Raw genomic sequence first — 18,422 nt, 5'->3', positions numbered from 1 at the left:
CTTAACTCATGTAACGGAGTCCAGGGTAATACGGAAGGGTGTAACGGTGGCGAGGCCATGCAGTATCGAGTACGTTCATATAGCCAGCCGTTATTTGCGCCTGTGTAGACGTCCATGAACCGCTCTTAATCGCCAGAGTGTATGGAACTGAAGCAGGTGCACTGAGGTCAGTAGAAACGTAGTTACGATAGGTTAAAGATGCCTCTGAGAGATTATCCAGCGCGTTACGAATCGCTGTTGAAGTAACTCCATCAATGTTATCGATAGCAAACTGTAAGTCCTGAGTTCCATCACTATTCCTGGCAGGAAGAGCAATATCAATCGCCGCAGCCTGGAATGTCACAACATCACCATTTTCTGTGGTTGCGGTAATATCATCGAACCCCTTACATAAATAATAAACTTCACTACCGATGTTTATCTGGAGTGTTTCGATAATCACCTCTTCACCAGATGAGGCGTAAAGACGATTCAGTATTGTCACGGTCTTGGCCACTCCCTGTTGAGCGCAATATCAATAATGCTGCTGTTGATAATGTAATCCGGGAAATCAGCCCAACCAGGCGCAAGAACTGGTCGCTCCCATAACTCCAGGGTGGCTGTATATCGCCAGTAATTACCACCTTCAATAGTAGGCCCTTCATAAATATCGACGAACCGGCAAACGTACATGTCGATAATGCCCAGAGGAGAACGAAGTGGCATGTTAAACCAGTCAGCCCCATCTTTGATGGTGTCCCTGAACCACGCCTCAAACAGTTGAGCCTCCGGATCTGTAAACAACCATGCCACTGAGGCCTGAGTTGGTGTTGAAGTGTACAGGCGGCGCTGCCTTGCCCTGCCAGATGTAAGTTCTGTTCTCAGTAATGGGCTAACAGGCTTTAACCCGAACCCTTCCTGTAACGGAATCGGCAGGTAATCATTCAGATAGTTAATGCTGGTCGTTTTAGCCATTAACCAGTTCTCCTGTTAGTGTTCCATCGCATCATCGCTTTTGAGATGCTTCCCTTTCCGCTTGCCAGGTCACTGGCTGCCTGTTGATAACCAAGCTTTGCCCCTTCTGTGGTTGCTTGTTTCATCATGGCAATCTGAGTGTCGGAAGGGTCACCGTTCACATTCATGTTTATAACAGGTGAGAAACTGGCCCCCTGAGTAGACTGCTGATTTACCCTGTCGAGTGTTTCATCAAGCTTGGCCGATGTCTGTGATGTAACGACTCGCTCACCTTTCTGCAGGAGCCACGTCCCGGTTTCAGGAACGCTGTCGATACCATCGTGCGCCATACCTGCAAGGGCAGAAGTACCAACTGCAGCGACAAGCGGAGCAGTCACTGCTGCCGCCGTTGCCATAGCAGCAGGGGCAAGAGCGGGACCAACGATAGGAATTGCCGCAGTAGATGCATAAGCGGCGATCTGAGCCTGCAAGGATGATGCCTGTGCGTTTGCCAGCATTGATGCCGCTGCGCTTGCCTGAGTGGATTTACCTACCAGCAATTGCACTGCCTGATATACCAGCCATTGTGCCGCCATATCAGAAAGGGTTTTAATTATTGTTTCACCAAGGCCAGAGAAAATATTACTGAAGAAATCACCTAAATCTTCTGCACCGTGCACAAGATCATTAAGGTTGTCAGAAATAACTGAGGTTGCCCCACCAAGAATAGAGGTCATCGCATCTGCAGCTGTCTGATAATAATCAGCTGAATTATCTGCATAATCATTTAACGCATCCATTATCCCGCTTTGCCAGTCACCCATCTGAGCATCAGATTTTTTGTAGTAGTCCTCCTGAATATCAAGACGCTCATCAAGCGCCTGCTGTAGCGCTGCTGTTTCCTGGTCATAAAGAGATTTGCTGATATCGCCGCTTTGGTACTGTTTCTGCAGGTCGGCCTGCCTGTCGAGAAAGCTACGCTGGATATCAAGCAATTCCTTCATGCGCTGGCGGCTCTTGTCGCCCATACCTGCGCCGATAAAATCAGAATCATTACTTGCCTGTTCATTCTGATTTTGTTTGCGTAAATTAGCTGTGAATTCAACAAGCTTAAGATTTTCTTCGTTGGCTTTTTTGAGTGAGTTGAGACGGTCTATCTCAGTAGCAAGTTGTTCAAGTCGTTCTTTCTGAGCTGCATTAATTCCTGTTAATTTCCCAGAAGTGAAATCAAAACGCAGCTTCTCAAGCTCGGTTACCTGCTGATTCTTTTTGCCAGTTGTGTCAATTAGCGCTATCTGGCGCTGATAGCTCATTTCCAAAGACTTAAACGCTGATTCCAGTTTCTTGGCCCCGGCATCTGGAGACGATTTACCGTTTGTTTCTCCAGTACCTAAGGAATAGTTATTTCTGGATGAAGATGGTGCAGCTATAGTGGCCTGGGCGAGAGGAAGATTATTACCGGCTTTCATGATGGAGAGTCGGCGTTCTAATTGCGCTATTTCAGCTTTTTTCCCGTCAACGTCCATACCAATTCGGTTAAAGCTGGCAAGGAATCCCTGATCTTCTACATCAGCTTTAAGATTGTTGAGGCGGCGCTCTATATCAGTTACAGATGCGTTGTCACCTACAGCCTTACCGCCTTTGTACAAGTCAATTAGCTTCCCTGCTTCAGCACCAACTTTAACAAGCCAGGTCGCGAGGTCAACAACACCACCAACCAGGTCTGTCAAACCCTGAATAACCTGAGGATCTTTGAATACATCCCCCATGTCAGTGATCGCGTTCTGTAATCCTGACAGGTCAACATTGGCAAGGCCGGTTGCAATCTCAATTTTTACGCCGTTTACCTGCGTCTCCATGTCCTCAAACAGGGAGTTTACTTTCACCAACTTTTCGATATCAGCATCGTCAGGAGCAACGCCAAAATGTTTTGCCGCATCCATGTACTGGCGAAGTTTTTCTCCTCCCTGATCAAGTAAAGGGAGAAGCTTTGAAAGGTCGTTGCCAAGACTTTCAAGGATTGTGGTCTTTTCAGCGTTTGTTTTAATCTTGCCGAGTGCATTGCTGATAGCCAGCAATTGCTTATCTGGTGATTCACCGGCTAATTTTTTAGCCGATAATCCAAGTGCATTTAGAGCATCAACCGCTTCCCCTGATTTATTCAGTACAGCATCACCAATTTTATCGCCAATATCCTTGAAGATATCGGCCATCTGGTCACCGGATACGCCAGCTTTTTCAGCTGCATACTGCCAGGCAAGCAAAGACTGCGTAGACATATTGAGCGACTTAGCCCAACGGTCTGTTTCGGTAATCTGCTTTGACGTTGTTTTTAGCAGGTTGTAACCGGCGACGCCGACACCGATAGCTGCCGCACTTGCCGCGGTAGCAAAACCAGTAAATGCTACCGCCGCCGCTTTTGCATCAGCCTGAACCTGTTTTCGCCATTTTTGAGATGCTCGTTCAGCCTGGCTTAGACCAGAGACAAATCCACCAACCTTAGCTACCAGGTCAATGGTCAGCGTTCCTAGGGATTTACCAGCCATGCTATGTCCACTCCTGCATAGCCTGCTCCAGTGAAATGGAAGGCTCGTTAATGTGTGGTGTGAAGTCTGTTACTTTGAAGGAGGGGGAATCTTTTCCACGGTTGACGTTAGCCAGCACAGAAGAAATAAGGCCAGCGGCCCACTCAGTACGCATCATTCCGTTAAGGCTACCGTACTTTTGACGGTAAAGAACCCAGTCGCGATACTCTGTGACACTAACGCGTTCTTTTGCTTCAGCAATGGTGCGACCACCGATTCCGTTGAGAACTAATTCACACCAGAATTCGTCTTCTGCGCTGAGTTCGCCTTTCCCAGGTCGTTCACCTGCTGAATAGCGACAAGCAGAGCGACGGTAAGAGCACCATCAAGTGCGCCGCGCTCAGGGTCTGCTTCACCAGTAATATCGGCGACAGTGAAAACAGGTGCACCATTTTCATCACAGATTGATGCAGCAATACGCCCTGCAACACCATCAATTTTTCCCACTGCTGAAAGAACATTTGATACCGCGTCGTGATAACCCATTGGTCGGATATAAACGGTAGCTGTGATCTCCTTATCGCCTTGCTTCCAGGTAATTTCCTTTTCAACAGGACGACCAGTAAACGCCCCTGCCTGTTTTAACGAATCCATATTCAGTTTCATTTCTTTCCTCTCAATTTGCGGGGTTTCCCCCGCTCATTAATGCCTGGTTATTAGCTCGTTGGTTGGGCCTTTGGAACCCAAACCCCCTGCCCTGAACGCTGAATAGTTGCTGAGGTTTGTACGACCGTATTAGCCTGGAAGTCGAACGGGAAATCAGAAACATAGCCCTGGAATACATACCAGGTACGCGTATCCGGTAGAGAAAGACCATCTACTGCATCTGGATCACCAGAAGTCGCTACCGTTGGTTCATCCGTTCCATCAGCCCAGCCAATAGCGAAGGTCAGGTTTGTTTGATCGCTTGATTCGGCAAGATTACTCAGCATGACATGACTGGCGTTTGCCGGGTCTGCGTTAAGAGCTACCGTAGCCTGACCAGGGGTGCGCAGACCTTTTTTGTAGGAACGAGTATTGGTTTCACTCAGACAGGTATCTTCAATCTGATCTGCCGGGCTACTACCTGGTGAGAACGAAGTAATACATTCAACTTCACTGACCACACCGTTATTCAGAACGTACATCTGAGTGCCTTGAGTCACTACTGACATAATTATCTCCGGGTATAAAAAAACCGGCTCAAGGCCGGTTGTGGAAGGTTTGTTATCGGTTGACTATCCAGTCAACGTCGAAAGAATATCGATACCTGAGCGTCTCAGGGTCTCGCGTCTGATTACCCCAGCGAACAATGTTGGCTTTTACCTCAATCGCATTACGCATGGCTTTAGCAACCGCAATGGCCTCATCAGGGGTATCGGCATAGATATCAACCTGAAGCGAATACATGTCCGCATCTGGTCGTTGATTGAGAAAATTTTCAGGAGAGCCGCTGATGTTCTGCCAGACGGCGTATGGATAAACAACGTTATCGTCCTGAATGCCGAAAGGGTAAATTCTTACCGGATTGCTTCCGAGTAAGGCAGTGACTTCAGGACTCGACGCGCAAACAGGAAAAATAGGAGCAATCATGCCGTCTCTCCTTTCTTCTGCGCTCGTTTGATAGCTCGGTCAATCCCCGCTTCGTAGTTAACAGAGAAGGTGTTGAAAACCTCTATCAGCCTGGAATTTGCAGCAGCACGAACGAGCGGTTTTGCTGCCATCTTTTCAGTGCCAAACTCAAGAAGACGCCAGTGAGGAGTGGGGGCATCTTTCGCAGTGCTTGGATGCTTTTTTAGTACGGCTCCCTGAAGAATGCCTATCCTGAAGGCAAGATCACCGGTTTGCTTAAACATACGACCATTCCAGCGCAACGCAGCGTTATCAGCAATGCTACGCGCGGTGTGAGGATCGTCGAGCCGCTCTGCGTTTCTCTTTATCTGAGTTACGATAACGTTTCCCGCCTTCCTCAGTGCGGATCGCCCTGTTTTGCGCTTAGTTTCCGTGGTAATGGCTTCTAACTTACGAAGCAGTGAATCTACACCTTCAAGCTTAAACTCAATGCTGTCAGCCATCCTTAACCCCCTCTGAGCACGGAAGCGTGAGATATTCAAGTCCACTATCAGGGTCAGGAAGAATCCCCTCAATGCTGTAGATTTTGCCACGGAAAAGAATACGGTCTTTCTCCTGGATATCTTCCCGGTATCGGATAGTGATTCTGGCCGTTACTTTTACGTTTGATGCCTGGGCTGTAATGAAATCCCTGACCGAAGAGGCAACCACGCTACCCCACACATCTGCAAGGTCATTCCAGGTGTATTCCATTGCACCAGTAGTAGGTGACTGGATAGCGGTTCTCCGCTGAATGGTGACGCGGTGGCGCAGTTTTGCAAATTCCACAATTACCTCGGCTTGCCATCAAGATAGGTTTGCGGTGGCAACTCATCGTCAATTTCATCAACGAGCGTTTTTGCAATCAGAGATATCAGTGTTTCATCAGCCTGAGCCAGACGGTTTATCGCTTCTGCCTGTTTCAGTTGAGACGTTGCCAGCGCTTTCAGTGCCGCCGTTAGTTCGTTTACCTGCTGCTCGTTCATAGGCAATCCTCGTCCACTTTTTAATCCACTCGCGCCGTCTGGCACATCCTGCGCATGCCATACATGCCCCTTAAATAATTGTCGGCTTACGGAGGTCGTAAATCAGCATTGATACAGAAAAAGGAAGTTCCCCCTGTTTCAACTTTTCTTCTTCTTCGCCGCCGCGGTTACGGTCAAGATAGCCAAGAAGAACCAGCAGGGCCGTCTGAACGCGAGTTAGCGGTTCACCATCAATAAGCTTTCCTGATTCATCAACGACTAACGCGCGACTTCCCTGAATGTAGGAAAGTATTGCGGCGCTGCCGCCCTGAATTTTTAAGGTAAGGTCTGAATCTCCGTAATCGTCGTCAATACGGAGATGCAACTTAGCCTCTTCGAGCGTCACCAGTTCAATCATTGCTTATCCCTCAGGTCACGCCCCTTCTTAACAGCAAGCGTCCATCCCTTAGAACCTGGCTCACCAGGCTTATCAGTTGTAGTTTCGTTGCAATGCCACATGGAACCACCCCAGGTGACTGTATCGCCAGGCTGATATTCGGTACCAGATTTGAATACATCACGATAGATAGTTACCGGGATATCAAAAGACTTAACTTCAAGAGTACCGCTTGCTCTTTCGAGAGAAATTGAGAAGGTTCGCTGGTTATCTTGTTTGACATCAACGCCCGACACACCGTCAACAATACATTCCCAGCCCCGCATTCCGTGCGTCTTTTCATGAGAGCGCCAAAGGCCGCCTTTGTGAGTAGCATAGGTACCGCGTGGATAGCTTTTTTTCTCGTCAATGAATGGTTCAAGCTCTATTGCAAGAGCGTCACGACCATCGGAACCAGGTTCAGGATCAGGAATTTTTGACAATAAATCCTGAGCGAGCTTTTCAACGTCTACCGGCTCAGGAATTAACGAATTAACTACCTCTTCGACAAGGGGACGCAGATCATCAACCGTGACGCTTTTACCATCCTTGGGTACTGGGATTGATTCAAAAGCCTGCTTCACCGCGCTTTCGGCAGCATCGGCGATAATCTGGTTTAAGTCTGGTAGTTCTGGTGCCTTCGGTAATTCAATTTCACTTACAGCATCGGCAACCATTTTAGATACATCTGGTATTTCTACTGGTTGGAATTCTGGAATTGAAATACGAACCTCTTCAAGTTGCTTCTCCAGATTACTGGCTGTTTTCTCCAGCGCTTGCTTAAATTCGTCTGCCATTTTTTGAATAGCTAATCCAAACTCTTCGCCAAGCGCTTTAATCAGGGATAATTCACGTTCATTCATTTTGTTAATAATCCTCTGAGCATTGATTTCGCCGCGAAAAGTTCTGTTTCGCTTAACGCCTTTCCACTTTCATCTACTGGCTCTGGCGATGACTGCATCTGTTGCTGTCCTTTTCCGAACGGGTCATCTGATGCATCGCGTTTGGCCAGTGCTGCCAGGCTGAAGTTTTGCTGCTGCAGGAAGAGAGAATCACCACCTTCAACAGGAGGAAGGTTTTCACTTTTGCGGGCTTCGTTTGGTGTAAGAATGGTGTTTTTTACCCCATCACCTAGCGCCTTCATCCTGCGTTCGCTGTCCATGCGTAATAGTGCGCCGATATCAAGCTCAACCCGCTTTTTTTCTCCAAGTTCGAAAGCTTCTTTCAGGAGTGACTCGATAGACTCAATCAACACCTGCAGGCACTGTGAATAATATTGCTGCTCAAGTGCTTCAACGTTATCAGAGCTTGGGATTTCGCCAACGCCAGCCTTATATGCCGGGACGTGAAAAGCAGAGCAAACCATTTCAGCAGAGAGTTTCTGCTGTTCAACTGTCTGTGCATCAACTGCCGACATGGTGATCGCTTTATATTCAGCCCCACCAGATAACAGGCCCGTCTTACCCGCGTTTTCACCCGTGTAACCAGCGTCCCATGCTTCTTTTATTTCTTTTGCTTTTGCAGCATCAATAGATCCAGGAATGCTGATAACTCCGCTAGGTTTCCCGCCATTCTTAAAGAAGAATGCAGAGCTTTCCTGAATGTGTTTACCCTGCATTGCTGCAAGACCACAGGCATAAATAGGTGAAATACCAATCAGTGGATGGAACAGGCAGTTAAAACGGTCATGGATGATTTCGCGCGCCGGTACGGTTACCTGTGTAGGTAACCCGCTAATCTGGTCTGGACTAATTTGATAAAAGACAGAACCATCATCAGCTACAAGTGGAGTGACTTTATCCGGATCAAGAATACGAAGTTCTGTAATCTTACCGGCATTGTTTTTTACCTTCATCACGTAGGTGTTACCGCGTGAAAGTTTTGAATTCATCCATGTTTCAAAAAACTGAATTGTGTTTTGAAACTGGTTTGGCTTACTGATTAGTGTATCGAAATTAGCATCAGTAACTTCTTTCCAGATGCCATCCGAATCTTTGGCCTGAATGGCTGGCGACATCTTTGAAACGTCACTGGCAATCAGGGTTATGCAGGAAAAAACCGCATAATAGGAAAGTACGGTTTCATTCCTGATTTCCATGTTTCTTTGCCATGCACCCGCGAAAGGTTCTCTGACAAAGGAAAATATCGGAGTCCAGCCGCGAGATGATGGTTGCTGTAGTGCTTTCTCTTTCCGTCTAAAAGGATTCCACATCAGCCATTCTCCGCATTAACTTTTTTCTTTTTCGGTCCACCAGCTTTTTTGCCAGTTACATATTCAGCTTTATGCAGCAGAACCAGTACCTTTGCGCACTGGTCATTCACAATTTTCTCATCACCTGGCAATGAGTCATGTGTACGCTGTAGGTATCTGATCTTTGCCATATGAAATGGCGGGGTTTCCCCCGCCCTCCTTCTTAGCTGGTAGCGCCAGTGCTGTAATCAACGCCGGAGATAACAGCTACTGCGGCATCACGGCGGCGTTTCCAGTTAATCCAGCGCTCTGCACGGATGGCCACGCTGTTGGTCTGGAACATGGATACCAGTTCCACTGGTGTTGGGGTGGTGCTGTCATGGGTCGGATCGCTCTGCATTTCCAGAGAAGCTTCGCGAGACATATCAACTGCCACACCGCCGTCATCAGCCAGGTACACATCCGGTGCATTAACCAACACCAACTGATTGCCAACGTACTGAGATACGATTACAGGTAATCCCTGGAATGTACCTCCCAGCATGGTCATGTCCGGGTACTCTTTCTGGCCCAGTGCATTTTTACGCATAGACAGAGTGAGTGCGGTTGTGCTGGACATCAGCCATACAGCGCCATTAGGTTGCAGGTTGTTGGTAATGAACTGACCAAAAGCAGCCGCTGCATCGGCATCCGGATCGCCAGTAGACGGAGTCGCAGTGATGCCGTTGGTAATTGATGCCGGGGAAACATCAGCCACTGCCGCTTTTGCCGGGTCGATGAAGTCGGTATCCAGTCGTGCGATCACCGCTTCGGCCAGGGCGTTACGCACCAGAGCATCAGCAGATGGATTTGAGAAGCGGATCAGCTCTTCGGTCAGAACTGCAATGGACGCTACTTTAGAGAAGCCGAAGGTAATGGTTGCAAAGTCAAACTTAGTCAGAGGCTTGGCTTTACCCTGACCTACCCAACTTGCAGAGCCGCCTGAAGTTTGCGCAGGGATACGAACGTTGAATGGGACCTGACGCAGAGACGGGATATTACCCTGACCGAAGCGGCCGATAATGGTCTGAGGACGCAGGAACTCAACGAAGTCCTGCGCGTAATCCTGATATTCAACCAGTGCACCAGCCCAGGCAGGGTCTGTGGTGGTACCAGCACTAACCGCCGCTTTCAGAACATGGTGAAGTTTGGTGTCATCAGGATACTGGTTTTTCGCAATCTGTAGCGCTTCTGAGCGGCTACCGTTACCAGCTGCCAGAGACTTGGCGAAACGGGCAAAGGCGATACCTTTTTCCAGCTTAGGCTCTACACGGATGATGGATGGTGCGTTATTCACCACTGTAACTTCACCAGATGCTGCTTTAGTTACTGGCTTGGCGGTTGATGCCATGCTGGTTTCCATATCACGCAGGCGTTTAAGGTGCTCGTCGACCGCTTTGATTTCAGTAGAGGTGTTATCGTAGCTTTCTGTTTCTTCCGCATCCAGCGTGCGGCCTTCATCGGCGGCTTTGCTCATGATGTCGTTCAGTGAAGAGGCCAGCGCTGCACGCTTGTTTTCAAAACTTTTGATCTGTTCAGCGATATTCATCGTTGATTTTCCTTTTTGAGAAGATTTATTCGGTGCTGAAGCGCCAGCAGAATTTATGGTTTTAACTACCGGTTTCTCATTGCCGAGCGCGGCGAGTAACTGGCGGTCAAACGATTTAACGGTTTGAATCGAACACTCGGCATTCGCCGGGATCGTTACTGCAGAAACTTCAAGAAGCTCCCATTCAAGAAAATGGATGCCACCAGAGTCGAGATATGCGTATTTAATTGGCTTGAAACCGATAGACAGGCCTTTCACAAGACCTGATTTGATTGATGCCCACGCTTCTTCAAGCCTGGCCACCAGCTGCGATGGCATGTCAGGTGTTGGCTTAACAAGTTGCGCCGTGATCTGAAGCCCTTCTTTCACTTTCTTTGCAGAACAGTTCCCAATAGGTTGGGTTCTGTCATGCTGCCAGAGGAAAGGGTTTTCACTACCGAACTTCGCACCGTCAGGGTCCATAATGTCGCCGTCACGGTCAGGTGATGGTGTGGAAGCAATCCCGGTGATTATCCGTTTGTCCTCATCCACCGCTTTCACCGTCATGATCGTACATGCGCGGTCAAGCTTCATTTACTGTCCTCCAGAAACGAAAAAACCCGCCGTGGCGGGTCATTAACTGACGTGTTATTTATATAAAAAATACCTGGTAATCTTTCTTCTTCGCTTCAGGATTAAGTGCCATTAGCGAAACGGCATTAAACAAGGCCATAAGGGGGTCAATTTTCCCCTTTCCACTAGCCTGTTTGGTGATAAGGATAGCGTTACCTTTAGGTTCTACCCTGGCATTGCCTACACACCAGGCCATTAATGGCTGTCCACCATGAATAAGCACACCCTCAGCAAGCTTGCGCTCTGTTGTCTTAATTGCACCACCAAGTCTCCAGCCCTGGCTGACACCGACAACTGAATCTTCAGGTATTTCAGCTTCTACAAGAGCATCAAGGATTTGACCGACACCAGAAGGGTCAATGCCAATTTTATCCAGCAGTTCTGCGTCATTAATACGACTGACATATTCAGCAACTTCCTCAGTGTCCTGTCCTACCCGCTTAACGATAGTCAGGTCACCTGCCTTAACAAAATCGTTGAACCGGGATTCCTCGCTTTTGCGACGGCGAACAGCTATTTCATGCGCCCAGGCATGACCCCATCCAATCCACTCACGGGTTTCTTTATCACGACCGATGATGTAAAGACCCAGAAGGTCATCAAGGCCACCACCATCTATCCCAACCGTAGCAACCTCAGCTCGCTGAAGGATATCGCTGAATGTTACCTGCCTGATTTGCGGTTCCCAGAAATCAACACCTGCCCATCGGTCACTGCGGAGGTTCAGACCAATTTCGATATTGAGGTGTTTCGCAAGGAACTGCTGTAATGTGCCGTCTGTTTTGTTCTGGTTCTTCAGAAGCTGATCGGCGATCCATTCTTCACTTACCGAACGTCCAATATTTGGATTGGTGATGTAGAAATTTTTTGGTTCAAGGTAAGCCTTGCTTTCCACCATAGAGTCAGGGAATTCATACAGGACGCCGAGTGTTTTAAGGTCATTAATCTTCCCATCTCGCACAGCTCGCCAGTAATCAAGGCGTTCTTTGAATACACCAGCAGGCGGTTCATCACTTTGCGTAGTCAGGAATATAACCCACCCTTCGTTGCGAGATACCTGACCACCAAGTGCTTCCATAAACATGGCTTCGGCATTAGCTCGCTTGCCAAACAACCAAAGCTCATCAACGAGAATGCGGCCTGACTTTTTACCTGAAACCGTATCGGTGTCAGCTGCTACTACTTTGAGTGTATTTCGCGTTACTCGGTGTGTGATAGTGCGGATATGGTCCTGAATCTGGAACATATCAGACAACTCATCATCGGCGCGTATCATCCCGGCAGCGGGTTTAAAACTGTTATCAGCAACCTCTTTTGTCGGCGCGAGAATCAGATGTTCTTCATCCTCACGCCAGCACAGGATTAGCGCGGTAAGCATAATCCCTGCGGCGATGGTCGATTTTGTGTTCTTTTTCGAGATAAGTAGCCCATATTCGCGGATTAGCTGCTTACCGGTCTCTGCTTCATAGCCACCGAAGATGGCATTAACGAAGTCAAATACCCATTCCTCTGAGCATTCACCAAATGTTGGCTTCCCTGGTAAATCAGAGACGCGTAACTCTTTGAAGATTCCAAGTGCCTGTTCTGCCTGGTCTGGGAAAATTGGTGGTGGGATGATTGATTGCTTTGCAACCAGAAGAGATTCCCATTCAGGGCAAGCCGTGGTCCATTTCGCCATTGATTACCCCTTGTTATTAACAACAAGCTTCGGCGGTGCCATTGCCCCAAACTTGCTACCCGTGGCTGCGACCTTCGCGGCGGCATGTCTTGCATCCTTTTTACCGCCTTCTCCTTTTTTGGGGTGAAGGTATGGCAGCATCGCTTTTGCGGCGTCTTTTCTGACATCTGTCTCTTCTGATACGTCGTTCATCACTGCTTTCAGGAACTCAAGCGGATCATCAAATTCCTTCACCGTTCTGTTAACAACTTTTGGCAGATCATCTGGTTCAGAAACAGCCTGCTCGGCAATGACTTCGACCCCACGTTTTTTACTGATAAACGCGATGATATCCGGGTCTTTTGCCAGCCGGGAACCCTGAGACCTCGCGGTTTTCTCGGAGTAACCGGCCTTTCGGGCTGCTTCAGCCTGGGATGAACCGGACATCAGCGCTTGTGCGAATTTGCGCTTTTGTCCTGTTAACACGTCAACATCCTCCAAAGGGGAAAATTTTCTGTGCGTGAGAGGGGGCGCGGTGTCCAGCGCGATCGGCGTTGACACCCACCTATACCCCCCCGGTGTTTGGTCAGAGAATTACGATGCCAGATTGTGATTTATCTTTCGGCACAGAGTGCTTCAGCGCCTCACTGTCAGGTTGGTTCATTGATGCTTCGCGCGATGACTTACCTGAGTGGCAATCAATGCACAGCGTCCAGAGGTTGCTCTCATCGTTGTCACCACCGAACTGTAGTGCTATGCGGTGATCAAGCTCGCTGTCATGCAGGTCTACTACTTGATTGCACATACAGCAGTGACCACCGTCGCGCACATAGATACGACGCTTGAGGCTCACCCTAGCGCTACCGCTTACGCGGCGATTCTCACCATAGACAGGCTTTATTCGTCGGGTGTCGATAGCTTTCAGGCGAGGCTGTAGTGTCTTTAACTTAGACATGTAACCTCCATGCTCTACGGCGTTCTGTTCTTGGCTGATTGTCTCTGGCTGGTTCTACTGGCTGTCCATCAGCGTGGTCAACGAGTGAGTAGCATGGATAGACAACAGGGCCACCGTAAGCATCACCGACTGCATAGTCTGCTGCTTTGCTGTGGTTCCATTTATCCAGCACTCTCTTGATATGTTGCTGAGGTACGCTGTAGCAGACGCCATGAATAAGACGCGGCAATGTAATGAAGTCAGCTCTGGCCTTATCAGCTGCTATTAGCTTTGATGCTATCTCCAGTTGATACTGTGGTGGACGGCCAGTGCCGAGATAAAATGAACACAGTGCATCCGGATAACGTGCAAGCCATACAACAATCTTTTCGCAGAAACCAGCAACTGGCATAGCATCATCTTCAAGCACTACCACACGGCATGATTGATTGGCTGCCCATTCCAGCGCGCGGCGATGATTCCAGTTAGCACCGTGATCATCAGTATCAATCATCAGGGTGGCGCCAATAGATTCAGCCAAAATTAATGCCTGTTTACGGCGAACATGATGACCAATAACCACAAACATTACTTGTGGCGAAACCATGCGAACTCCTTACCGATACCATCAGTTTTAAAAATGGTATGAACCTTAGGGCCGGTAACGACTCTATTGCCAAATGACTTCGCAGCCATACCGAAAGCACCCATATCGACCAGCGCGGGGCGAGCTGTCTCCATCCTCCAGAAATGATGGCTTTCAATCAGGTAATACTGTCTGATGATCCTGTGAGCAAACTCCATTACATCGTCACGACTACCACCAAGTAGTCCAGCGTTGAGCAGCGGTTCATCAATGTGCTTCTCGATGAACTCGCTATACGCTTTGCCGTGGTGATTGGACTTCATCCATTCGTCGGCATACGTCTTATGCTCTGAGCCCACGTAAATTTTACCCGGCTGCATTTCTGCCCATGGCTCTCTAAGCATTTCGACATCGGTACCATCAGTACACCAGATAAGGCGATACTCTGGATGAGCACGCAGATACTGATAAATATGCAGCCATCGTGCGAAATAGGGACTCATTGACAAAGGTGATACTTTGAAAAGGTCCGCACCTTTCGGTGCTGTATCGAGCTCATCGGCCAGTACCACTGCATCAGCGCCACGAATAGACGTGGCCCATCCCTGAATCAACTCAGGAGACGCTTTCATCCTTACCTGACGTTGTGGATCATCCTGACTAGTCAGCAATGCAGTAATCACCACGTTGCGCTGTTTCCTGAACGGAACGTATGCGGTGTAACCGTTATCGCGTCGGTCGCTATAAATAACAGCATTAGCTTTTGCTAACGCTTCACGCTCAGGTCTGGGGATCGAACGTGCACCCTCTTCGTATTCATCCATCGAATGAATGAGCTTTTCAGAGCCAGTAACATCCGCAAACGCCCAAGTCGATAACCCTGCGTTGTGAATGCGAAGCGCCAGATCAGGATGCTCGTACATGCCACGCCCGTATACCGGATCGAAGCCGCCAACCTTATCAATGGCACTGCGGTGGTAATAAAGCATAACGCCGCGCTGCCCGGTGTAAGCGATATGCTTATCATCCCTGTACAGGACAGTCATATCGTTAATCTTTCGTGGGCCAGCGAGGTCAAGAAACTGATAAGCCAGATGGGGCTCTGGTGACTCGATGTAGGGTAGATGCCAGTTATCAGCTATTGGCCATGCATCATCATCCCACAGGAAAAGATGCTCACACCCTGCGTCCACCAGCGCTGTCAGGCTGGCGTTCTTAGAGGCGACAATGCCGAGTGATTGATCATGACGTACCAGCTTCACGTTAGCCGGTACAACAGCGGCTGGACTTGATCCATCGTCTATCACAACCACCAGCGCACCAGATGGAAGATGCTTCATGTGCTGCTCAATGGCACGCTTAAGCACTTCAGGACGATTATGGGTTGTGATTGCGATGCCTATGCGCGATGAATTGGCGCTTTCTGGTACAAACCTAATTCCGCTTATAAAGACGTCCATGCACCACCACCAGAAAGATTATGCTTAGCAAGAAATTCTTTCACCGTATCTCGAAGCTCTTCTGCCTGCTCAACGGTAAATGGCTTATCTGTATGGATAACAACATTAAGCTCGTTAGAAGCGAGGGGATTATCCAAATCAATTCGGGGCTGGTTTTCTGAGTGTTCATTACTTAAATGAAAAATTGCGGTCACTATCGGCAGATTTTTAGCGTCTGTATCTATGGTTGTTGAAACCTGATCATCAAGAAGCAAACCGCCTACAGCTATTCCATACCCGAAAAAACGTCCTCCGCGATACAGTTTTGCGAGCTGATATTTCATGTGCGTTTCCTTTTAGACGTGAGCCTGTCGCACGGCAATGCCGCCCGAGAGGTAAACGCAACCTAACGGCATCACCCAGGCTCACTACTGAAAGACTCTCTTTTATTTGCGCGTGCGAGGCGCATAAAGGTTGGAAGTGTTCACAATTTTGCAGAAATACTTATGGCATTCTGAACCTTATATATTTAGGAGGAGTTATGAAATTAACAATGCTGGCTCAACCGATCCCAATACTTGATGAAGACATATTGGCAACAATACGTGCAGGTACACGAGTTATTGTTCAACTTACCGATGGAGTTTCAGATAAATTCAATATTTCTATTGTGCTGAGGGTCCGTGACCGTGATGAGCATGTTCTGGAATGTGAATTCCTGCACCGCAAGCTCGGAAAATTTGATGACCAGAGTCTTAAGTACAAATCACCATTCCAAGAGAATGTCATTGTTTTCATCAAAGAAGCAGTGTTTGATTTTGAAAATGATTAATTCATTATCACAGGCACTCAGTGAATGCCTGCTGTAATGTCTTACTCTTCGACAGTTGCGCCTTCCGGCAACTCTACGCAGCCAAATACTGGCATCCCCGGAGAGCGATCATCTTCCACCGCCGTCAGCTGAGATTCGGAAAACCAACGCTCAGTCGCGCAATTATCTGCTGCCTGGTAATAAATGTAGTATTGATTCTCACCAGTTACATGCTGGGATCGGGCCTGTACCTCGCCAAACTCATCACTAATACGCAGGTTCACCAACTGGCCCAGGCAAAATTTAAAATCTTTTGCTACAGGCAGAATTTGACAACCGTTTTGCTCTTTTTCCATCATTCTCTCTCTTTTGGTCTTCAAAAAGCCCCGCTATTGCGAGGCCGTAGAAATTTTATTTGGACAGTTGCGTTGAACAGACCGGTTATGCGTCAACACATCTTTCTTAGTCTGGCGATCCATTACCTCAATGTCGTGCTCGGTTAGGTAGATTATGTTCACCCAGTCACAGGCCGTGTCCGTTACTTCAGGTTTTGCGGGTAAATCTTTCGCGCAACTCACGGTCAACATCGTCATCAGGAAGATGATTAACAGTCTGTTGTACATCCCTGGCTCCTTTTGTTGTCTCTACCCGGCGTTCAGCCACTGCTTCAGTGGCAGCGGCCTTTTCTTCAGTGCGTTGTTGGTCGGCTTTCGCTTCGGCTTTGCTGGTGCCGCGCGAATGGCCTAATCCAAATGCGGCGGCTATAGCAGCTAAAACAGCAGCAAGGAGTCCGATAATCATCTCAAGCGTCATATAACCACCCGCTCCTTTACCCAGCCATAAACAAACGTCTCGTTCGCGCTGCGCTGTTCTGCCAGTTCAAGATAACGTTGACCCTGGCTGCAATTCAGAGCCCGGAGCATTACCAGCTCTCCTTCTTTCCCACGTCGAGATAGGTAACTTTTTAGCGCACTGATAGTTCGCGGACCAATAAAACCATCCGCAATCAGTTCGGGATAGAGCGTGCCCTGAATGTTGAACACGTTCAGCCAGCGCTGAAACCACTTGGTCTGAACCGATGGCCCCATGTTTACGCCCGTGTCGCAGAGTTCAGCGGCGATGGTTGGTGACACCTCAGAAACAAGGTCGAATCGCGGGCCTGTCCAGTAGTCAGCCGTCAGAATATCCAGCGCCTGCTGGCGGGTGAGGTCGCGCATATCGCCTACATACCCATGTGCCCGCGCCGTCGCCTGAGTGATACCCCAATTCGTTGGGCCGCCTTTATCGTCGGGATGGTTAACATAGCCCCCCTCTTTCCCAAGGATGGCATTGAAGATGTCGTCTTTAGTCATTAGTGCCTCAGATGATCAACCAGGCGCGCCACATTACCTCTGACGGCTACCAGCACGAACAGGAAAATAATGTTGGCCCCGATAGTGGCCCATGATGAGTACGGGTAAATACCGCACAGATACGCCAGCGGAACGGCGCTATAGATGACCGTAAGCAGCCACGCTAAGCGAGATATCCACGGTCGATGTCGTGAATCGCCGCGACGGTAAAACATCAGGGTCAGCACTACCCCAGCGCAAAGAAGCGCATTGATTGTTGCCGATGGGTCATTTAGTACCACCTGAACCTCCCCGGCGAGTTATTAGCGCCACCAGCGAGCCGACATCCTGGTTATTCAGAAACGTCAGGATTTTGACAGCTAAAGCAGAAACGATTACGGCCCCGATAGCGTCCAAAGGCTTATCACTGTAACCAGTCCAGTCAGCCAGCTTTGAACCAACCAGCCCTGAGCAGATGATCCCGGCGATGTAGGACACGACAAAATACGCCAGCCGACGTGCTGCGCTAAGGTCCGCAGCCGTTGCAATGTAAAATACAGCCCCGGCAAATGCGCCAAACACCACGCCGTAATCTGTTCCGGACAGAAATCCATAGACACTGGCTCCCGTCAGGACACCACCAGCCAGCCCAGTACCGGAAATCGGATCGGACATTTAGCCCCCTCTTTATTGCTGTGAGTCCTCTCAATATGAGGGGAAAGAAATACCGTATAAACGGCTATAGTTATCACTCTGTCAAAGGC

Annotated in this window: 27 protein-coding genes; 1 reads left to right on the top strand and 26 read right to left on the bottom strand. The window is 48.7% G+C overall.

Annotated features, from left to right (window positions below):
- Position 1: 1 nt before the first annotated feature.
- From OGV65_RS16230 to OGV65_RS16135, 20 genes are all read right to left on the bottom strand, one after another.
- Positions 2–484, bottom strand: coding sequence for a DUF1833 family protein (locus tag OGV65_RS16230; RefSeq protein ID WP_219372121.1), 483 nt, complete (start codon positions 482–484; stop codon positions 2–4).
- On the bottom strand, positions 481–954 hold the full coding sequence (locus tag OGV65_RS16225) for a hypothetical protein (RefSeq protein WP_286455183.1): 474 nt from the start codon (positions 952–954) through the stop codon (positions 481–483). Before OGV65_RS16225 ends, OGV65_RS16230 begins: the two co-directional genes overlap by 4 nt.
- Complete coding sequence (locus OGV65_RS16220; RefSeq protein ID WP_286455182.1) at positions 954–3,479, bottom strand: phage tail tape measure protein; 2,526 nt, start codon at positions 3,477–3,479, stop codon at positions 954–956. The genes OGV65_RS16225 and OGV65_RS16220 overlap by 1 nt, the downstream gene beginning before the upstream one ends.
- A 1-nt stretch (position 3,480) precedes the next feature.
- Positions 3,481–3,636: a phage tail assembly protein T gene (locus tag OGV65_RS25520; RefSeq protein ID WP_003833939.1), complete on the bottom strand. Its 156-nt coding sequence runs from the start codon at positions 3,634–3,636 to the stop codon at positions 3,481–3,483.
- 110 nt (positions 3,637–3,746) lie between these two features.
- Positions 3,747–4,124 carry a phage tail assembly chaperone family protein, TAC gene (locus OGV65_RS16215; protein ID WP_042063953.1) on the bottom strand — a complete coding sequence of 126 codons (378 nt, stop codon included), beginning with the start codon at positions 4,122–4,124 and terminating at the stop codon, positions 3,747–3,749.
- Positions 4,125–4,174: 50 nt separating this feature from the next.
- The gene (locus OGV65_RS16210; protein ID WP_048231627.1) at positions 4,175–4,672 is read right to left on the bottom strand and encodes a phage tail tube protein; all 498 of its coding nucleotides are present in this window, start codon (positions 4,670–4,672) and stop codon (positions 4,175–4,177) included.
- A 52-nt stretch (positions 4,673–4,724) separates the two neighbouring features.
- Complete coding sequence (locus OGV65_RS16205; RefSeq protein ID WP_047741116.1) at positions 4,725–5,090, bottom strand: DUF3168 domain-containing protein; 366 nt, start codon at positions 5,088–5,090, stop codon at positions 4,725–4,727.
- A complete protein-coding gene (locus OGV65_RS16200; protein ID WP_286455181.1) occupies positions 5,087–5,572 on the bottom strand; it encodes an HK97-gp10 family putative phage morphogenesis protein in 486 nt (161 codons plus the stop codon). Before OGV65_RS16200 ends, OGV65_RS16205 begins: the two co-directional genes overlap by 4 nt.
- On the bottom strand, positions 5,565–5,897 hold the full coding sequence (locus OGV65_RS16195; RefSeq protein ID WP_099530398.1) for a phage head closure protein: 333 nt from the start codon (positions 5,895–5,897) through the stop codon (positions 5,565–5,567). Before OGV65_RS16195 ends, OGV65_RS16200 begins: the two co-directional genes overlap by 8 nt.
- A gap of 2 nt (positions 5,898–5,899) precedes the next feature.
- Positions 5,900–6,094, bottom strand: coding sequence for a hypothetical protein (locus OGV65_RS16190; RefSeq protein WP_033807316.1), 195 nt, complete (start codon positions 6,092–6,094; stop codon positions 5,900–5,902).
- 70 nt (positions 6,095–6,164) lie between these two features.
- Positions 6,165–6,491, bottom strand: a complete 327-nt coding sequence (locus OGV65_RS16185; RefSeq protein ID WP_048231618.1) for a head-tail connector protein — start codon at positions 6,489–6,491, stop codon at positions 6,165–6,167.
- Positions 6,488–7,372, bottom strand: coding sequence for an ATP synthase subunit B family protein (locus OGV65_RS16180; protein ID WP_286455180.1), 885 nt, complete (start codon positions 7,370–7,372; stop codon positions 6,488–6,490). The genes OGV65_RS16185 and OGV65_RS16180 overlap by 4 nt, the downstream gene beginning before the upstream one ends.
- Positions 7,369–8,721: a phage portal protein gene (locus tag OGV65_RS16175; protein WP_286455179.1), complete on the bottom strand. Its 1,353-nt coding sequence runs from the start codon at positions 8,719–8,721 to the stop codon at positions 7,369–7,371. The genes OGV65_RS16180 and OGV65_RS16175 overlap by 4 nt, the downstream gene beginning before the upstream one ends.
- Positions 8,722–8,923: 202 nt before the next feature.
- Positions 8,924–10,861 (bottom strand): phage major capsid protein, encoded by a 1,938-nt coding sequence (locus OGV65_RS16165; protein WP_286455178.1) that lies wholly within the window; start codon positions 10,859–10,861, stop codon positions 8,924–8,926.
- 58 nt (positions 10,862–10,919) lie between these two features.
- On the bottom strand, positions 10,920–12,578 hold the full coding sequence (locus OGV65_RS16160; protein WP_286455177.1) for a terminase large subunit: 1,659 nt from the start codon (positions 12,576–12,578) through the stop codon (positions 10,920–10,922).
- Positions 12,579–12,581: 3 nt separating this feature from the next.
- The gene (locus OGV65_RS16155) at positions 12,582–13,043 is read right to left on the bottom strand and encodes a terminase small subunit (RefSeq protein ID WP_052432371.1); all 462 of its coding nucleotides are present in this window, start codon (positions 13,041–13,043) and stop codon (positions 12,582–12,584) included.
- Positions 13,044–13,143: 100 nt separating this feature from the next.
- Entirely contained in the window at positions 13,144–13,512 is a 369-nt protein-coding gene (locus OGV65_RS16150) for an HNH endonuclease (protein ID WP_085396149.1), read from the bottom strand.
- The gene (locus tag OGV65_RS16145; RefSeq protein WP_286455176.1) at positions 13,505–14,098 is read right to left on the bottom strand and encodes a hypothetical protein; all 594 of its coding nucleotides are present in this window, start codon (positions 14,096–14,098) and stop codon (positions 13,505–13,507) included. Before OGV65_RS16145 ends, OGV65_RS16150 begins: the two co-directional genes overlap by 8 nt.
- A complete protein-coding gene (locus OGV65_RS16140; protein WP_286455175.1) occupies positions 14,080–15,537 on the bottom strand; it encodes a glycosyltransferase family 2 protein in 1,458 nt (485 codons plus the stop codon). Before OGV65_RS16140 ends, OGV65_RS16145 begins: the two co-directional genes overlap by 19 nt.
- Positions 15,522–15,860, bottom strand: a complete 339-nt coding sequence (locus tag OGV65_RS16135) for a hypothetical protein (RefSeq protein ID WP_003833962.1) — start codon at positions 15,858–15,860, stop codon at positions 15,522–15,524. Before OGV65_RS16135 ends, OGV65_RS16140 begins: the two co-directional genes overlap by 16 nt.
- Before the next feature lie 197 nt (positions 15,861–16,057).
- On the opposite strand from OGV65_RS16135, the gene OGV65_RS16130 reads away from it, so the two are divergent.
- Complete coding sequence (locus OGV65_RS16130) at positions 16,058–16,348, top strand: hypothetical protein (protein WP_286455174.1); 291 nt, start codon at positions 16,058–16,060, stop codon at positions 16,346–16,348.
- Positions 16,349–16,389: 41 nt separating this feature from the next.
- On the opposite strand, the gene OGV65_RS16125 is transcribed toward OGV65_RS16130, so the two are convergent.
- Genes OGV65_RS16125 through OGV65_RS16100 form a run of 6 tightly spaced genes read right to left on the bottom strand, consistent with a single transcriptional unit; the run spans position 16,390 to position 18,333 of the window.
- Positions 16,390–16,683, bottom strand: a complete 294-nt coding sequence (locus OGV65_RS16125) for a hypothetical protein (RefSeq protein ID WP_286455269.1) — start codon at positions 16,681–16,683, stop codon at positions 16,390–16,392.
- A 33-nt stretch (positions 16,684–16,716) separates the two neighbouring features.
- Positions 16,717–16,914, bottom strand: a complete 198-nt coding sequence (locus OGV65_RS16120; protein ID WP_286455172.1) for a hypothetical protein — start codon at positions 16,912–16,914, stop codon at positions 16,717–16,719.
- A complete protein-coding gene (locus tag OGV65_RS16115; RefSeq protein ID WP_286455171.1) occupies positions 16,871–17,140 on the bottom strand; it encodes a hypothetical protein in 270 nt (89 codons plus the stop codon). The genes OGV65_RS16120 and OGV65_RS16115 overlap by 44 nt, the downstream gene beginning before the upstream one ends.
- The gene (locus tag OGV65_RS16110) at positions 17,137–17,679 is read right to left on the bottom strand and encodes a glycoside hydrolase family 108 protein (RefSeq protein ID WP_268064837.1); all 543 of its coding nucleotides are present in this window, start codon (positions 17,677–17,679) and stop codon (positions 17,137–17,139) included. The genes OGV65_RS16115 and OGV65_RS16110 overlap by 4 nt, the downstream gene beginning before the upstream one ends.
- Positions 17,679–17,960 (bottom strand): phage holin family protein, encoded by a 282-nt coding sequence (locus OGV65_RS16105; protein ID WP_286455170.1) that lies wholly within the window; start codon positions 17,958–17,960, stop codon positions 17,679–17,681. Before OGV65_RS16105 ends, OGV65_RS16110 begins: the two co-directional genes overlap by 1 nt.
- The gene (locus OGV65_RS16100) at positions 17,947–18,333 is read right to left on the bottom strand and encodes a phage holin family protein (protein WP_003833974.1); all 387 of its coding nucleotides are present in this window, start codon (positions 18,331–18,333) and stop codon (positions 17,947–17,949) included. Before OGV65_RS16100 ends, OGV65_RS16105 begins: the two co-directional genes overlap by 14 nt.
- Positions 18,334–18,422 lie beyond the last annotated feature (89 nt).

Source organism: Citrobacter sp. Cb004 (genome assembly GCF_030337065.1).
GTDB classification, from domain to species: domain Bacteria; phylum Pseudomonadota; class Gammaproteobacteria; order Enterobacterales; family Enterobacteriaceae; genus Citrobacter; species Citrobacter braakii.
This window is presented reverse-complemented; position numbering and strand designations above follow the sequence as displayed.

Excerpts from the sequence above, each read along its gene's own strand:
- OGV65_RS25520 (WP_003833939.1), bottom strand. The coding sequence starts at position 3,636 with ATGATGCGTACTGAGTGGGCCGCTGGCCTTATTTCTTCTGTGCTGGCT.
- OGV65_RS16125 (WP_286455269.1), bottom strand. The coding sequence starts at position 16,683 with ATGGAAAAAGAGCAAAACGGTTGTCAAATTCTGCCTGTAGCAAAAGAT.
- OGV65_RS16175 (WP_286455179.1), bottom strand. The coding sequence starts at position 8,721 with ATGTGGAATCCTTTTAGACGGAAAGAGAAAGCACTACAGCAACCATCA.
- OGV65_RS16165 (WP_286455178.1), bottom strand. The coding sequence starts at position 10,861 with ATGAAGCTTGACCGCGCATGTACGATCATGACGGTGAAAGCGGTGGAT.
- OGV65_RS16110 (WP_268064837.1), bottom strand. The coding sequence starts at position 17,679 with ATGACTAAAGACGACATCTTCAATGCCATCCTTGGGAAAGAGGGGGGC.
- OGV65_RS16215 (WP_042063953.1), bottom strand. The coding sequence starts at position 4,124 with ATGAAACTGAATATGGATTCGTTAAAACAGGCAGGGGCGTTTACTGGT.
- OGV65_RS16200 (WP_286455181.1), bottom strand. The coding sequence starts at position 5,572 with ATGGCTGACAGCATTGAGTTTAAGCTTGAAGGTGTAGATTCACTGCTT.
- OGV65_RS16120 (WP_286455172.1), bottom strand. The coding sequence starts at position 16,914 with ATGTTGACCGTGAGTTGCGCGAAAGATTTACCCGCAAAACCTGAAGTA.
- OGV65_RS16145 (WP_286455176.1), bottom strand. The coding sequence starts at position 14,098 with ATGGTTTCGCCACAAGTAATGTTTGTGGTTATTGGTCATCATGTTCGC.
- OGV65_RS16220 (WP_286455182.1), bottom strand. The coding sequence starts at position 3,479 with ATGGCTGGTAAATCCCTAGGAACGCTGACCATTGACCTGGTAGCTAAG.
- OGV65_RS16130 (WP_286455174.1), top strand. The coding sequence starts at position 16,058 with ATGAAATTAACAATGCTGGCTCAACCGATCCCAATACTTGATGAAGAC.
- OGV65_RS16140 (WP_286455175.1), bottom strand. The coding sequence starts at position 15,537 with ATGGACGTCTTTATAAGCGGAATTAGGTTTGTACCAGAAAGCGCCAAT.
- OGV65_RS16180 (WP_286455180.1), bottom strand. The coding sequence starts at position 7,372 with ATGAATGAACGTGAATTATCCCTGATTAAAGCGCTTGGCGAAGAGTTT.
- OGV65_RS16185 (WP_048231618.1), bottom strand. The coding sequence starts at position 6,491 with ATGATTGAACTGGTGACGCTCGAAGAGGCTAAGTTGCATCTCCGTATT.
- OGV65_RS16205 (WP_047741116.1), bottom strand. The coding sequence starts at position 5,090 with ATGATTGCTCCTATTTTTCCTGTTTGCGCGTCGAGTCCTGAAGTCACT.
- OGV65_RS16210 (WP_048231627.1), bottom strand. The coding sequence starts at position 4,672 with ATGTCAGTAGTGACTCAAGGCACTCAGATGTACGTTCTGAATAACGGT.
- OGV65_RS16115 (WP_286455171.1), bottom strand. The coding sequence starts at position 17,140 with ATGACGCTTGAGATGATTATCGGACTCCTTGCTGCTGTTTTAGCTGCT.
- OGV65_RS16225 (WP_286455183.1), bottom strand. The coding sequence starts at position 954 with ATGGCTAAAACGACCAGCATTAACTATCTGAATGATTACCTGCCGATT.
- OGV65_RS16160 (WP_286455177.1), bottom strand. The coding sequence starts at position 12,578 with ATGGCGAAATGGACCACGGCTTGCCCTGAATGGGAATCTCTTCTGGTT.
- OGV65_RS16100 (WP_003833974.1), bottom strand. The coding sequence starts at position 18,333 with ATGTCCGATCCGATTTCCGGTACTGGGCTGGCTGGTGGTGTCCTGACG.
- OGV65_RS16150 (WP_085396149.1), bottom strand. The coding sequence starts at position 13,512 with ATGTCTAAGTTAAAGACACTACAGCCTCGCCTGAAAGCTATCGACACC.
- OGV65_RS16135 (WP_003833962.1), bottom strand. The coding sequence starts at position 15,860 with ATGAAATATCAGCTCGCAAAACTGTATCGCGGAGGACGTTTTTTCGGG.
- OGV65_RS16190 (WP_033807316.1), bottom strand. The coding sequence starts at position 6,094 with ATGAACGAGCAGCAGGTAAACGAACTAACGGCGGCACTGAAAGCGCTG.